This window comes from Martinezella tropici (assembly GCF_003287875.1).
Lineage (GTDB): Bacteria > Pseudomonadota > Alphaproteobacteria > Rhizobiales > Rhizobiaceae > Rhizobium > Rhizobium tropici_C.
On the sequence record NZ_QMKK01000027.1, the window covers coordinates 34688 to 49674 of the forward strand.

The following is a 14987-nucleotide window of genomic DNA, read 5'->3' on the forward strand; positions in this document are numbered from 1 at the left end:
ACAGAAGGGGCGCACCATCCACGAACGCGCAGCCGATCGCAGGTGAAGAACTTACACCTCCCCAAGCACCGGCGTCTCCAACACCCTACCGAGCGTAACATCGGCAATGCCGCGATCCGTCTGGTGCGGGCCGGCATTGCAGGCAAGCGTTGCGCCGAAGCAGGCCTTGAAGACGAGGTAGGGCGGGTTCCAGTCGACGATGGTATCGATCGCCTCACGGACGGCGCGGAAGGCATTGGCGGCTTCTGCGAGCGGCGCATCGCTGACCAGCCCGGAGAGCGGCAGCGGCAGCAGCGCCTCGATCCTGCCGTCGCGTGCCACCGCAAGTCCGCCGCCGGCCTTAATGACAGCGTTGGCGGCAATCGCCATATCGTCTGCATTGCCGCCGAAAACCGTCAGGTTGTGGCTGTCATGAGAAACCGTGGTGCAGAAGGCGCCGCGCCATTCGCCCCAGCCCGTCAGGAAGCCGACGCGCGGCCGGCCGTCCGCCTTGTCATGACGATGGGCGACGGCAATCATCGCCGTTCCCGCCGGCGGCACGACAAAGCCGTTTTCCACATCGGCTTGCGTTTCGCCCCACTGCGTGAAGCGCGGCCGATCTATGGTCGCAAGCCGGACGCGGTCGCCCGTCGCCGCCACACGGAAATCGTTGTCGCTGAACGATCTCAGCTTGATCGAGTTGCGGAGCGGTGCGGCATCGGCCAGTTCGATCGGACCGATCATCCGGCCGGCCTCGGCGACTGCCGCACCATTGACGATCACATGCCGCGCCTTGAAGCTCGACAAATCTTCGAAAAGCACGATGTCGGCGCGTCGTCCAGCCGCGATCAGGCCCAGATCGCTGCGCCCCAGCCGCATGGCTGCATTGAGGGTTGCTGCCCGCAAGGCCCATTCGGGCTTCAGTCCGTAGCGCACGAGGCGGCGCACCACATCATCGAGACCGCCGCCGTCATGAAGCTCGTCTGGAAAGACGTCGTCGGTGCAGAGCGTCACGGTCTGTGGCAGGAAGCCGAGATCGTTGATGACGTCGACGAATTGCGGCAGCAGATGGTCGTGCGAGCCGCGCAGCTCGATGGCAAGGCCCGCCGAAAGTTTTGCCAAAAGATCGGCGCCGGACGTCAGCTCATGGTCGGAGGAGATGCCGGCAGCCATGAAGGCGTTGAGATCGGCACCCTCGAGCCCGCGGGCATGGCCGCAAACCATCTTGCCCGAAAGCAATCCGGCATTGACGATACCGGTGGCGCGCGGATCGCCGTCGATGACGCCGCGCATGGTCATGACCTCGGCCACACCGCCGATATCGGGCCATGTCAGCATCTCGGCCATTACTGCCGCGTCGAAATCGGCGCCTGCGATCTCCAGTCCCGGTGCGGAAGGCACACAGGACGGCGCCAGCGGTATCACGCGCAGCGGCAGTTGCCGTGTCGCCTCGATCGCCCAGCGCACGCCATCGAGGCCGTGGACGTTGCCGAACTCATGCGGATCCCAGACGATGGTCGTCACCCCGCGCGGCAGGACGGCTTCGGCATAGATCGCAGGCGCCACCATCGAGCTTTCGATATGCATATGCGTGTCGATCAGGCCGGGCGAAAGGAAGCAGCCCTCGGCATCGACCGTCCGCATCGCGTCGGTACGGCTGCCGGGCGCATGCACGCTTGCGATCAATGGGCCGACGATGCCGATATCGGCGGCGCGGATCTGCCCGGTCACCATGTCGACAAGGCGGCCGCCGGCAATCAGTAGATCGAAGGCTTGATCGCCGCGTGCTGCGGCGACCGCGCGTAAACGCAGCTCCGGAACATTCAGGTCCGCCGGTTCGTCGCCATCCCTGTTCATCGGCCGGCCTCCCGAAGCAGCGCGTCGAATATGATTCCGCGTGCCTGCTCCGCATCGATTTCGGCGGCGAAATGGGCGTTGAACTCGGCATGCGAGACGCGCATTTCGACGACGGTACGTCCGCGCGTATGCTGCCCGTAAAGTTCCACGTCGATCCGGGCGTGCCGAAGCGTTGCGATCCCTGGTTCGACGAAGATGGCCGCTGCCGTCGGATCGTAGATCGCCATCGCCGGTCTGCCGCGGCTGATGGCGATGTTGACGTAGCCTTCCAGCAAATCGGCGAGCAGCTGCGCCTTTTCGCCGGCGATCTCGCGGATGCGGGCGACATCTTTGGGTGAAGCCAGCACCTTCCGGCAGATATCGAGATCAATCATGCGCAACGGCAGGGCATGCGCCAACACGATGGCGAGCGCTTCAGGGTCGGCAAAGGCGTTGAATTCCGCCGATGCCGTGTGGTTGCCGGATGTGACGCCGCCGCCCATCCAGGTCACCTCGTCGATGCGGGCGGCGAGATCCGGCCGTGCCAGTGCCAAGGCGGCGACATTGGTAAGCGGCCCGAGCGCCAGGATGCGCTTCGGCACGTCGCCGTCGGCCAGCCAGTTGCAGAGCGCCGTAAAAGCGTCGCTTGCCGGAAGCGCATCGGCTGGCGGCAGGCTTCGGCCTGTGCTGGGAATGCCGGTCTGGCCGAGAATGCCTTGCGCCGTTTCCAGCCTGCAGAGCACGGGCAGCTCGCGGCCGGTATGGATTGGAAAGGTCCAGTTGAAGACCGCGGCCGCGCTCGCCGCATTGGCCCGGACATGGGACAGGGGCGCGTTGCCGCTGACAAGCGAAACGCCGTCGATGACGAGATCCGAATGTGCCACCACCAGGATAGCGGCGATGTCATCGAACCCCATGTCGGTATCGATCCAGATTCCCATGTCCTATCTCATTGATCTCGGCCGGAAGACGCGAGGGCAGCCTCACCGCTCGGTCCGGCTGACGGCATGCCGTGCCGTCGAGGCGGGAACAGTGCGGGACGCGCGGAGAAGGCTGCGCGTCCCGCAAATTGCTTAGCCGGCGAGTGCGTCGAGGATGCGGATCCAGGAACGAATGCCCTTGTGATAGGAGCGCAGCTCGTATTTCTCGTTCGGTGAATGGATGCGGTCGTCGGAGAGGCCGAAACCGACGAGCAGCGACTCCATGCCAAGCATCCTCTGGAAGTCGCCGACGATCGGGATCGAGCCGCCTTCGCCGACAACGATGGCGGGGTTCGGCCACTCGTTGGAAAGTGCCATCTTCGCCTTGCTCAGTACGGGCGAGTCGTAGGAAAGCTGAATAGCCGGCGAGCCGCCGTGTTCATGGAATTCCACCGAGCAATCCCCAGGAACTTTCGAGCGCACATAGGCGCGGAAGCTCTCGCGGATCGCCGCCGGGTTCTGCCGGCCGACGAGACGGAAGGAGACCTTCGCCGATGCCTTGGCGGCGATCACGGTCTTGAAGCCGGCGCCGGTGTAGCCGCCGGTGATGCCGTTGACTTCCGCGGTCGGCCGCGCCCAGATCAGCTCCATCACCGAACGGCCCTTTTCGCCCGAGGGAATGGATAGGCCGACCTCGCCGAGGAATTTTTCCGTAGTCATCCCGAGCGTTTCCCAGGAGGCCTTGATATTGGCAGGCGTTTCCTCGACGCCGTCATAGAAGCCGTCGAGCGTTACGCGCCCGGTCTCGTCATGCAGGCCGGCGAGAATATCGGAGAGGATGTGGATCGGATTGGCAGCGGCACCGCCGAACATGCCCGAATGAAGGTCGCGGTCGGCAGCGTTGATGATGATCTCCTCGCCGACGAGGCCGCGCAGGCTGGCTGAGATCGACGGCGTTTCACCATCCCACATGCCGGTATCGCAGACGAGGGCAAAATCCGCCTTCAGCTCGGCGGCATTGGCCTCGAGGAACGGCTTGAGCGAGGGCGAGCCGGATTCCTCCTCGCCTTCGAAGAGGATGGTGATGCGCACCGGAAGCGCGCCCCTGGTTTCCTTATAGGCGCGCACCGCCTCCACGAAGGTCATCAGCTGCCCCTTGTCGTCGGACGTGCCGCGGCCGACCAGAACCTTGCGGTCGTTGCCCAGGTCTTTGATTGCGGGGGCGAAGGGATCGCTTTCCCAAAGCTCGATCGGATCGACTGGCTGCACGTCGTAGTGGCCGTAGAAGAGCACATGCGGCGCATCGGCACTGCCGGCATCGTGATGGGCGACCACCATTGGATGGCCGGGCGTGTCGCGCACGGAGGCTGTAAAGCCGAGCGAGTTCAGATAGGCGACCAGCCATTCCGCCGCCTTACGGCATTCCGCCTTATAGTCCGGATCCGTCGAAATGGACTTGATGCGCAGCAGTTCGAAGAGATTGTCGAGGCTGGAGGGGAGGTTCTGATCGGCGCGATCGAGAACGGGCGATAGATCGGTCATATCCGACTCCTTACATGAGATTTGGAGGGACGATAGACCAAAGCCCGGTTGGTTTCGAGGCGTTAAAATTGAAAATTTACCGCAGCTTGCCGGTTTGGGTTGAGCTCGATCTTATGTGATTAGTTGCGTATGTAGTTTACAAGTTTTTTAGAGTATTAGAAATAACGTGATCCAGAAGAATATTCTGGAGACGTGTAATGTTTTCAGTGATTGCATGCATTCGTGACGATCATGACTTCAGGCTCATTCTCGTTGCGGCAGTCATTTGCCTCATCGGCAGTCTTGCCACCATGCTTCTGTTCTCCCGTGCGCAGGAATGCCAGTCGCATCAGCGTCGCTATTGGATAGCCGCTGCAGCCTTTGCCAGCGGTATCGGCATCTGGGCGACGCATTTCATCGCCATGCTCGCCTATCAGAGCAGCCTTCCCATCTACTATGGTCTTTCGCTGACCGTGCTTTCGGTGGTTCTTGCCATCATAGGCTCCTGGCTTGCTGTTGCCATCGCCTTCGAGTGGGATAACGGCGTTTCCTTTGCTGTCGGTGGCATCCTGATGGCGTTTGGAATTGGCGCCATGCACTTCAGCGGCATGCAGGCCATCGAGGCCTCGGCAGAGCTTTCCTATGACTTGCAGCGCGTCGTCATTTCCATCGCCGTCGGTGCCGTCTTCTCCTCGCTGGCCTTCCTCGCATTTCGCAGCCTTCATGGCCTCAGGCGCATCATTGCCGGCGCCTTTCTCCTGCTGCTGGCAATTTGCTCGCTGCATTTCACCGCGATGAGCGGTGTGACGCTGACGCCGGAAGCGGATATATTCGCCACCATCGTCTCTATCGATCGTAGCATCCTTGCCGGCATCGTCATGGCTGCCGCGACGTGCCTTATTCTCATCGCTCTCGGAGCGATCTTCATCGATCGCCATCTGACCGATCTCCGCGGCTTCGTCAACGCTTCGCTCGAAGGACTGCTCATCGTCCGCGACGGCAGAATCATCGATGCGAACGAGCGCTTCTTTGCCATTTCCGGATGGTCCGCCCAGCAGGTGACGGGCGTCGCGCCCGAAGCCTTCCTGACGCTCGACATGGAGGCTCACGCCGATGCGGCCATTCCACTCGAGACGACGCTTTCGGGTTCAGACGGCAAATCGATCCCCGTCGAAACCGTGCGGCGTTCCATCACCTATCGCGGCCATGAATGCAGCGTACTGGTCGTGCGCGACCTGACGGAACGGCGCCAGGCACAGCAGATGATCGAGCATCTGGCCCATCATGATATTCTGACGGACCTCCCCAACCGCTCGCTATTCGACCAACGCATGCGGCAGGCGCTGCAGGTGGCCGACCGCAAAGGCGGCGAAGTCGCCGTCTTCTGCCTGGACCTGGACCGCTTCAAGGCGATCAACGACGTCTTCGGCCATGCCGAAGGAGATCGCATCCTTTGCAAGGTCGCCGGCATCCTGCAACACATCATCGAAGAGGGCGATACGGTGGCGAGGCTCGGCGGCGACGAATTCGCCATCATCCAGCCCAAGCGCCAGCAGCCCGCAGGCGCCACGCGTCTTGCCGAGCGCATTCTTGCCGAATTCGCCATGGAGATGGACATGGCGCGTGATCCGACGGCCGTCGGTGTCAGTCTCGGCATCGCCATCTATCCGCGTGACGGCGCCAGCGCCGAGCAGCTGTATGCCAATGCGGATACGGCGCTTTATCGCGCCAAGCGAGCTGGCCGGGGCCATGCCTGTTTCTTCGATGCCGAAATGGACAAGGCCGTGCGCATGCGCCGCCAGCTTGAGAACGACCTGCGCCAGGCCATTCTGCGCAGGCAGCTCTTTCTGGAATATCAGCCGATCTACGATGTCGGCAGCGACAGCGTCAGCGGCTACGAGGCACTGCTGCGCTGGGCGCACCCGGATCGGGGCTTGATCGATCCGGAAACCTTCATTCCCATTGCCGAGGAGAGCGGATCGATCGTCGCGATCGGTGAATGGGTGCTGCAGCAGGCATGCCAGGAAGCGATGCGCTGGAGCGAGCCTGCGAATGTCGCCGTCAACCTCTCGCCTCTGCAATTCATGATCCCCACCCTCTATGACCAGATCGAAGGCATTCTGCGAAGAACCGGTCTTGAGCCGCGGCGCCTCGAGCTGGAGATCACTGAAGCGGCCCTGATGCGCGAGCGGGCGGTTGTCATCGCGACATTGCAGCGGCTGCACCGCCTCGGTGTGCGCGTGGTCATGGATGATTTCGGCACCGGCTTTTCCTCGCTCAGCAACCTACGCGCCTTTCCCTTCGATAAGATCAAGGTCGATCGCAGCTTCACCGGCGCACTCGAACACGATCCCGCGGCGCGTTCGATCGTGCGCGCCATCATTGGCCTCGGGCATAGCCTGAACATGCCCGTCGTGACGGAAGGCGTGGAAACGGAAACCCAGCGCCGCATCGTCATCGAGGAGGGTTGCGCGCAGCTTCAAGGGATATTCTTCGGCAAGCCGGACGTCGGGCCCAGTCAGCATCACGCTGTCTTGGTCAAGGCGGTCGGGCAATCCTAGAGTCCCAGGAAACGTGCGGAGCGGTTTTCGTTCGGAATTGCGTGACAACAAAGAGATAGAGCGGCTCGGAGATTGAAAAGCTGAACCCACTAGAGCTGCTTGGCGTTGTCCAGGACGCGCCGGATATATTCCAGCAGAAGTTCGCGCTCGAAATGGCGGAAATCTTTCAGGAGGTCCGTATCCGCGGCCATCGCCGCTTCGATAGCCTCCGCCTCCATCGCCGCCGCCCGGCTCGTCAGGAAGATCAGTTGTGCCCGCTTGTCCGATGGATGCGGGCGGCGCTCCACCAGCCCATCGCGCTCCATGCGCGACAGCGTATTGGCCATCGTCGCCTGCTCGATATCGACCCGTTCCAGCAATTGTTTCTGGGTGAGGCCGTCTTCGGACCATAATTCCAGCAGGATCGGAAACTGACCGGGGGAAAAACCGAGTTTCGCCGCGCGTTGGTGTAACGAGCGAGCAAATCCCTTTGCCATTTGACTGGCAAGGTAGGCGGCGGAGTCCATCCGATTAAATCCCATGATTGCAAATATGCCGACAATTCAGAATCAAGACAATCGGCAATTTCTTGGGTAGAGCTACTCGAAAATCAGCAACTTCAGGCGCTTTTTTCACGTTTTCAGGTTGCATCTTTCGGCATGAAAAAGCCGCCATGGCCTGGAGGTTTGCCATGGCGGCTCGTAAAAGGGGGGACAAAGGCCCGGAGAGGGGATAGGCCTTTGTCCAAGTCTGACATGGCGGGGGACAGGCCGGTTGTCAGACCCTCGGCAAATCAATCGCCGGTGAATATGATTTGAGATTCCGAATGTGGTTTTTCAAGGGAATGCGCAGATTAGATTGATTAAAACTTAGTAACGTTTCGGTGAGAGATTTCGCTCTTTCCACAGGCTGCAAAAGCAGAAGTTTATATGGACGTTGGAAGTGCGCCACGCTATCCATGCTTCCATGAAAAAAGGTGATCATCTTTTCCTCGTCGACGGCTCCGGTTTCATTTTCCGGGCCTTTCACGCCCTGCCGCCGCTGACGCGCAAGTCCGACGGATTGCCTGTTGGCGCCGTCTCCGGTTTCTGCAATATGCTGTGGAAGCTGCTGACCTCGGCGCGCGATACCTCCGTGGGTGTGACGCCCACGCACTTCGCCGTGATCTTCGACTATTCTTCGAAGACCTTCCGCAAGGACATTTTCCCGGAATACAAGGCGAACCGTTCGGCGCCGCCGGAGGAGCTGATCCCGCAATTCGGCCTCATCCGTGAGGCGACCCGCGCCTTCAACCTGCCCTGCATCGAGACCGACGGCTTCGAGGCCGACGACATCATCGCCACCTACGCTCGTCAAGCGGAGGCAGCCGGCGCAGACGTGACGATCATCTCGTCCGACAAGGACCTGATGCAGCTCGTCACGCCGATGGTCCACATGTATGACAGCATGAAGGATAAGCAGATCGGCATTCCCGACGTCGTCGAGAAATGGGGCGTGCCGCCGGACAAGATGATCGACTTGCAGGCGATGACGGGTGACTCGATCGACAACGTCCCCGGCATTCCCGGCATCGGCCCGAAGACGGCCGCCCAGCTTCTGGAAGAGTTCGGCGATCTCGACACGCTGCTTGCCCGCGCCGACGAGATCAAGCAGCAGAAACGCCGCGAAAACATCATCGCCAATGCCGAGCTTGCCCGCATTTCCCGCCAGCTGGTGACGCTCAGGACCGATGTGCCGCTGGAGCTCGCGCTCGATGCGCTGGTGCTCGATCCGCAGGACGGCCCGAAGCTGATCGGCTTCCTGAAGGCGATGGAATTCACCACGCTCACGCGGCGTGTGGCGGAGGCCTGCGATTGTGATGCGGCGGCGATCGAGCCCGCCGTCGTCAAGATCGAATGGGGCGAGGGCGCTCATGGCCCCGATCTCGATGTCGGCGAGAATGTCGATCTCGTCGCCGGCAGCACCGTCGAAGCCGAGGGCGCGACCGTCCCGGCGCCATCGGCCAAGGCGCGCCTGGCTTTGGATGGCACTGCTGCGCCCGAGGATCTCGCCAAGGCCCGCGCCGCAAGTTTCGCAAGCGCGCCGATCGATCATTCGAAATATGTGACCATCCGCGATATCGCCACGCTCGACCGATGGATCGCGGATGCGCGCGAAACCGGCATCGTCGCCTTCGACACCGAAACGACCTCGCTCGATGCGATGCAGGCCGAAATCGTCGGCTTCTCGCTGGCGATCGCCGACAACCGCAACGATCCCTCGGGTTCTTCCATCCGCGCCGCCTATGTACCGCTCGGCCACAAGACCGGTGTCGGCGATCTGCTGGGCGGTGGCCTGGCCGACAATCAGATTCCGGTTCGCGATGCGCTGGCGCGCCTGAAGAATCTGCTTGAAGATGCCTCCATCCTGAAGATCGCGCAGAACCTGAAATACGACTACCTTTTGATGAAGCGCTACGGCATCGAGATGAAGTCGTTCGACGACACGATGCTGCTCTCCTACGTGCTCGACGGCGGCTCCAACGCCACGCACGGCATGGACAGCCTTTCGGAACGCTGGCTCGGCCATAAGCCGATCGCCTACAAGGATGTGGCCGGCAGCGGCAAGTCCAACGTCACCTTCGATCTCGTCGATATCGACCGCGCCACGGCCTATGCTGCCGAGGATGCCGATGTGACGCTGCGTCTTTGGCTGGTGCTGAAACCACGACTTGCAGCAGAAAAACTCTCTGTCGTCTATGAGCGGTTGGAACGGCCTCTGGTGCCGGTGCTTGCCCACATGGAAGAGCGCGGTATCACAATCGACCGGCAGATCCTCTCTCGCCTTTCCGGCGAGCTGGCGCAGGGCGCCGCCGCTCTCGAGGACGAGATCTACAATCTGGCTGGCGAACGCTTCAATATCGGCTCTCCGAAGCAGCTCGGCGACATCCTTTTCGGCAAGATGGGATTGGCCGGCGGCAGCAAGACTAAGACCGGGCAATGGTCCACCTCGGCGCAGGTGCTGGAGGATCTGGCGGCCGCCGGCTTCGAACTGCCGCGCAAGATCGTCGACTGGCGTCAGCTCACCAAGCTGAAATCCACCTATACGGATGCGCTGCCGAGCTATGTCCATCCCGAGACGAAGCGTGTTCACACCTCCTATTCGCTGGCCTCGACCACGACGGGGCGCCTGTCCTCCTCCGAGCCGAACCTGCAGAATATTCCGGTACGCACGGCGGAAGGCCGCAAGATCCGCACGGCCTTCATTTCGACACCGGGCCACAAGCTCGTCTCGGCAGACTACAGCCAGATCGAACTGCGCGTGCTGGCGCATGTCGCCAATATCCCACAGCTCAAGCAGGCCTTCGAGGACGGCATCGACATTCACGCCATGACGGCCTCCGAAATGTTCGGTGTGCCGGTGGACGGCATGCCGAGCGAAGTGCGCCGCCGCGCCAAGGCGATCAACTTCGGCATCATCTACGGCATCTCTGCCTTCGGCCTTGCCAACCAGCTCTCGATCGAGCGCTCGGAAGCCGGCGACTACATCAAGAGGTATTTCGAGCGCTTCCCGGGCATCCGCGATTACATGGAGGGCGCCAAGCAGGCGGCGCGCGACAAGGGCTATGTCGAGACCATCTTCGGCCGTCGCATCCATTTCCCCGAAATCCGCTCGTCCAATCCCTCCGTCCGCGCCTTCAACGAGCGCGCCTCGATCAATGCGCCGATCCAGGGATCAGCTGCCGACGTCATCCGTCGCGCCATGATCAAGATGGAGCCGGCACTGGCTTCGGCCGGCTTGGGCGATCGCGTCCGCATGCTGCTGCAGGTTCACGACGAACTGATCTTCGAAGTCGAGGACGCCGATGTCGAGCGCACCACGCCGATCATCGTCTCGGTCATGGAAAACGCCGCCATGCCAGCGGTCGATATGGCCGTGCCGCTGAAGGTCGACGCGCGCGCTGCCCATAATTGGGATGAGGCGCACTGAAGCTGCATTGGGTGCATCGAGGAGATCAGCCCTCATGGTGAGGTGCGGAGGCTCCTGAGCTTGTCGAAGGGCCGAAGCCTCAAACCACGGGGGCGGGTGAAGATACTCTACCGGGCCACCTCTTGTTTCGAGGCCTTGACGCTTGCGCGCCAAGGCACCTCAGCATGAGGTGGGGAGAGTTTCGCGACCCGACGTAGCTACGAATTCACTGCGATAATCCGGGCGTGACACAACCGCCTACTTCCCAACCAGCGCTTCCAGCACCGAAATAATGGCGCGTTCGGCTTCTTCGAGCGTCCCGCTATTGTCAATATCAACAACGTCGTAGCTGCCCTGGACGGTCAGTGCACTTCTTTCCAGGCGCTTCAGCACGTCTTCGCGGCTCTCGCGTCCGCGCGCCATCAGCCGTTCGGCCAGCACTTCGCGCGTAGCCGTGATGTTGATGACCTTGAGCCGCGGAAATGCGGCCTGGAAGCGGTGCAGCGCCGAGCGCGAGCCGTTGGCGATCACCAGATTGTCGCGCGCAAGTTCCTCGGCGACTTCGGCCGGGATGCCGTATTTCAGGCCGTGGGCTTCCCAGGAGACGGCAAAGGCGCCCGCTTGTTCCATCGCATCGAAATCCACTTCCGAAACGCTTCTATGGTCTTCGTTGCCGGCATCGCCATCGCGGGTGATCACGCGGCGCACGAAGTGGACATCGGGCCGGCCGGCAAAATGCCGGGCAGCCAGATTCATCAGCGTATCCTTGCCGGCGCCGCTCGGGCCGACGACGACAGCGAGCGTGCCTGCTGTCGCTTCCGTCAGGCCGAGATTAGCCGGCTTGATATTGGCGTCCGGGCTCATGCGACCCGGCGTCCTTCCCGCCAAACCGAGCGCGTGACCGGCACGCCGTGATCGCGCCGTACGCGCACGAGATCCGCCCGCAGCCCTTCGGCAATGCGGCCGCGGTCATTGAGGCTGACCGTCCTTGCCGGCGTCGCCGTCACCATGGCAATCGCCTGGGGCAGCGAAATGCCCTCGACTTCGTCCGCGAGGATGAAAGGCGCATGCAGCAGGCTGAGCGGCACGTAATCGGAGGAAAGCACATCCAGTACGCCAAGCTCGGCGAGATCGCGGGCCGCGATATTGCCCGAATGCGACTTGCCGCGCACGATGTTCGGCGCGCCCATCAGCACGCTCATGCCGGCGCCATGCGAAGCTTTGGCGGCGTCGATGCTGGTCGGGAATTCCGCAAGGCGAACGCCGTAGTTGATGGCCTCGTCGACATGGGCGAGCGTCGCGTCGTCGTGGCTTGCAACGGTGATGCCACGTTCGGCACAGACCTTGGAGATAGCGTCGCGGCTCGGCTTCGCGTACCTGGCCGATTCTTCCTGACGCTTGGCGATGAACTTGGCAAAGGCCTCGTCGCTGAGCCCGCGCTTCTTCTGATAGTAGAAGATGTACTGATCCATGGTCTGGAACTGGCGCTGGCCCGGAGCATGGTCCATCAGCGAGACCAGGCGGACGTAAGGATCTTTCTCGAAATCTTCGAAATGGTCGAGAACATTGTCGGAGGAGACTTCGCAGCGCAGATGGATCAGGTGATCGGCGCGCAGGCGGTCTTCACGCTGGGCCGCCTGGATGGCGTCTGCCATGTCGCGCATCTCGCCCTTTTCAAATCCGTCATCGGCGTCCGAGCCCATGCGCAGGCAGTCGAATACTGTCGTGATGCCCGAGGTGACGATCTGGGCGTCATGCGCCTGGATCGCCGCCGTCTTGTTCCAGCGCACGCCCGGACGCGGCGAGTAATGGGCTTCCAGATGGTCGGTGTGCAGCTCGACCAGACCGGGGATCAGATAATCGCCCTCGAAATCCTCGCCCATATCGGACTTGCCCTCGGAAATGGCGGCAATGCGACCGTCGCGGATCAGCACGGAGCCCTCGATGATCTTGTCTTCAAGGACGATGCGGGCGTTGGAAAGGACGGTTTCTTTGGTCATATCGGCTCTTTCATTTTAGGCGCCGGCAAGCGGCAGCCATGAACGGACGGTAAAGGGAGCACCCCGCTCTTCTTCGATAAAGACGGCGAGGCCGGAAATGTCGAGCGGCTTGCCGGTATGGTCGGCGAAGCGCTCGCGCAGAACGTCGTGCATCTCGGCCTGGCGCTCGGCAGGGACGCGTCCCGTCAGGGTCATATGGAAACGGAACTCGTCATTGACATAAGGATAGCCCCAACGCAGCAGATTGGCACGCTGCTGCTCGGTCAGGCCCTCCGGCTTACGCCGGGCGATGTCATGGTCCGAAAGCGGTGCGCGAAACGGCTCGAAGGTTTTTACCACACGGGAGGCGAAATCCTGCAGCGGCTGGTAAGCGGAACCGGGAACGAGCGCGAAGAAATGGCCGAGTTGGCCGAGTACGAGCTCCGGAATGGCGAAAGCCTTGGCCTGCGAGGCGAATTCGGCAGCGACCTCGAGAAGATCGCGCTCGGTCACCGAAGCGGCAAGCTCGAATGGTGCCTTCAGCGTGGCATGGAAGCCATAGCGGCGCGGATCGGCCGTCAGTTCGGCATGACCTGCCGGCACGGGGCCGATGGCCTTGTCGGAAAAAATCTCGTCGGAAAATGCATCGCGTCCCAGCCAGCGCGCGGCGAGAGATGTCAACGGATCGTCTTTGGGTGGCGTGAAATAGAGAGCATAGCGCAAGGCTGCATTCCTTGGAAAAATCGGCTGCGCGAGACACTGTTGGGTGATTTGCGACAAACCGCAAGAGCAGCAAGGCAGCAACGGTTCGAATCCGGCTAAAGCCGGTTTGAGCGCTACGGTCTTGCCGGCCTGCGCTACCGGATTCCCGTGACAGAATGATGATGGGAAACGATTTTTTACCGATATTTTTATTTCACCCGCGCGCCCATCAGCCGCGAGCGCAAGGCGTTGGATGCGGCATCGAACAGGAAGACGACGATCAGGATCAACAGCACCATGTAGGCGACGTTTTCCCAGTTGGCATTGGTGCGCATCGCTTCCCAAAGCTTGAGGCCGATACCGCCGGCGCCGACGGCGCCGATGATGGTCGCGCCGCGCACATTCGATTCCCACTGGTAGAGCGTCTGACTGACGATGACGGGCACGATCTGCGGCATGATGCCGTAGCGATGCACGAGGATCGTCGACGAACCGGTGGACTTCACGCCTTCGCGCGGCTTGTTGTCGATGTTCTCCAAGCCTTCGGAATAGAGCTTGCCGAGCGTGCCCGTCTCCGTGAGGAAGATGGCGCCGCTGCCCGCAAGCGGGCCGGGGCCAAAGGCGCGTGTCAGGAACAGCGCCCAGATCAGCATGTCCACCGAGCGCAAGAAGTCGAAGAAGCGCTTCAGTACCTGGTTGAGCAACCGGTTCGGCGTGATGTTGCGGGCCGCCATGAAGGCAAGCGGGAAGGCGGCGAGCGAGCCGAGCAGCGTGCCGAGGAAGGCCATGACGATCGTCTGGAACAGCTTGGTCCAGACGTCGCCATGCTGCCAGGCGCCATTGTTCCAGATATTGTCGAATGCCAGCGAGAGATTGGACTGTGCAGGATCGAGCCGCGGGCCCGAAACGATCAGGCTGATGACTTCGCTTACCGGCTTGTCGAAGAAGGGTGAATGCGTATCGAAGACGAAGTTGGCCCAGCCGAGAAAGCGCTTGCGGATCTTCACGCGATCAGTGGAAATGCTAGCATCGCCCGCAAAGCCGAGATTGACCAGGATATTGTCGTCATAGACGGTCATCCAGCTGGGAACAGGCTCTGAGCCGACGATTTTCGGCACATCGCCGGTAATATCGATCGGAATCGTGATGCCGTGCGCGGTGACGATCGCCTGCGTCTTGGTGACGGTTACCATGCGGCGTGTGCCGCTGACGGAAACGGTCTTGCTGCCGTCGGGGTTGGTCTTTACCCAGTCCGGGTTCGGATTGTCGCCCAGCGGCGAAAAGCGCGGATACTTGATGCTGATCTCATCGCCGGAGATGCGGAATTCCGGCTGCACGTCATAGCTCACCCATTCGCTGAGATAGATGCCGACGCGCTCCCAACGTGCTTCTGAAATGACTTTCGGCAGATCGAAGAACCAGACTGCATAGATGCCGTAGAGGATGATGCCGATGAAAATCATCAGGGCACCGAAGCGCTGGCGGAAGGACCGGTGAAGGATTTCCGGGTAACGCGCTTCGATTTCCTGCATGCGGCCGGCGTCGATGATGGACATGGTCAA

Annotated in this window: 10 protein-coding genes; 2 read left to right on the plus strand and 8 right to left on the minus strand. The window is 61.6% G+C overall.

The features are described from left to right. Nucleotides 1-51: 51 nt before the first annotated feature. From DQ393_RS10965 to DQ393_RS10975, 3 genes are all read right to left on the minus strand, one after another. On the minus strand, nt 52-1836 hold the full coding sequence (locus DQ393_RS10965) for an adenine deaminase (protein WP_112341809.1): 1785 nt from the start codon (nt 1834-1836) through the stop codon (nt 52-54). Next, complete coding sequence (locus DQ393_RS10970) at nt 1833-2756, minus strand: nucleoside hydrolase (protein ID WP_112341810.1); 924 nt, start codon at nt 2754-2756, stop codon at nt 1833-1835. Before DQ393_RS10970 ends, DQ393_RS10965 begins: the two co-directional genes overlap by 4 nt. Before the next feature lie 132 nt (nt 2757-2888). Further along, the gene (locus DQ393_RS10975; RefSeq protein ID WP_112341811.1) at nt 2889-4277 is read right to left on the minus strand and encodes a M20/M25/M40 family metallo-hydrolase; all 1389 of its coding nucleotides are present in this window, start codon (nt 4275-4277) and stop codon (nt 2889-2891) included. 197 nt (nt 4278-4474) lie between these two features. Here DQ393_RS10975 and DQ393_RS10980 point away from each other — a divergent pair, with 197 nt between their 5' ends. Next, the gene (locus DQ393_RS10980; protein WP_112341812.1) at nt 4475-6817 is read left to right on the plus strand and encodes a bifunctional diguanylate cyclase/phosphodiesterase; all 2343 of its coding nucleotides are present in this window, start codon (nt 4475-4477) and stop codon (nt 6815-6817) included. A gap of 89 nt (nt 6818-6906) precedes the next feature. On the opposite strand, the gene DQ393_RS10985 is transcribed toward DQ393_RS10980, so the two are convergent. Then, nucleotides 6907-7323 carry a MarR family winged helix-turn-helix transcriptional regulator gene (locus DQ393_RS10985; RefSeq protein WP_112341813.1) on the minus strand — a complete coding sequence of 139 codons (417 nt, stop codon included), beginning with the start codon at nt 7321-7323 and terminating at the stop codon, nt 6907-6909. Nucleotides 7324-7762: 439 nt separating this feature from the next. Between DQ393_RS10985 and polA the strand changes: the two genes are divergently transcribed. Next, the gene (polA, locus tag DQ393_RS10990) at nt 7763-10765 is read left to right on the plus strand and encodes a DNA polymerase I (protein ID WP_112341814.1); all 3003 of its coding nucleotides are present in this window, start codon (nt 7763-7765) and stop codon (nt 10763-10765) included. A 237-nt stretch (nt 10766-11002) separates the two neighbouring features. Here the strand turns inward: polA and phnN are convergent, their stop codons facing one another. The 4 genes from phnN to phnE all read right to left on the minus strand — a co-directional run bounded on the left by phnN (nt 11003) and on the right by phnE (nt 14981). Further along, nucleotides 11003-11608 carry a phosphonate metabolism protein/1,5-bisphosphokinase (PRPP-forming) PhnN gene (gene phnN, locus DQ393_RS10995; protein ID WP_112341815.1) on the minus strand — a complete coding sequence of 202 codons (606 nt, stop codon included), beginning with the start codon at nt 11606-11608 and terminating at the stop codon, nt 11003-11005. Then, nucleotides 11605-12744 (minus strand): alpha-D-ribose 1-methylphosphonate 5-triphosphate diphosphatase, encoded by a 1140-nt coding sequence (locus tag DQ393_RS11000; RefSeq protein ID WP_112341816.1) that lies wholly within the window; start codon nt 12742-12744, stop codon nt 11605-11607. The genes phnN and DQ393_RS11000 overlap by 4 nt, the downstream gene beginning before the upstream one ends. A gap of 15 nt (nt 12745-12759) precedes the next feature. Then, on the minus strand, nt 12760-13446 hold the full coding sequence (locus DQ393_RS11005; RefSeq protein WP_112341817.1) for a DUF1045 domain-containing protein: 687 nt from the start codon (nt 13444-13446) through the stop codon (nt 12760-12762). A 188-nt stretch (nt 13447-13634) separates the two neighbouring features. Continuing rightward, entirely contained in the window at nt 13635-14981 is a 1347-nt protein-coding gene (phnE, locus tag DQ393_RS11010) for a phosphonate ABC transporter, permease protein PhnE (protein ID WP_112341818.1), read from the minus strand. Nucleotides 14982-14987 lie beyond the last annotated feature (6 nt).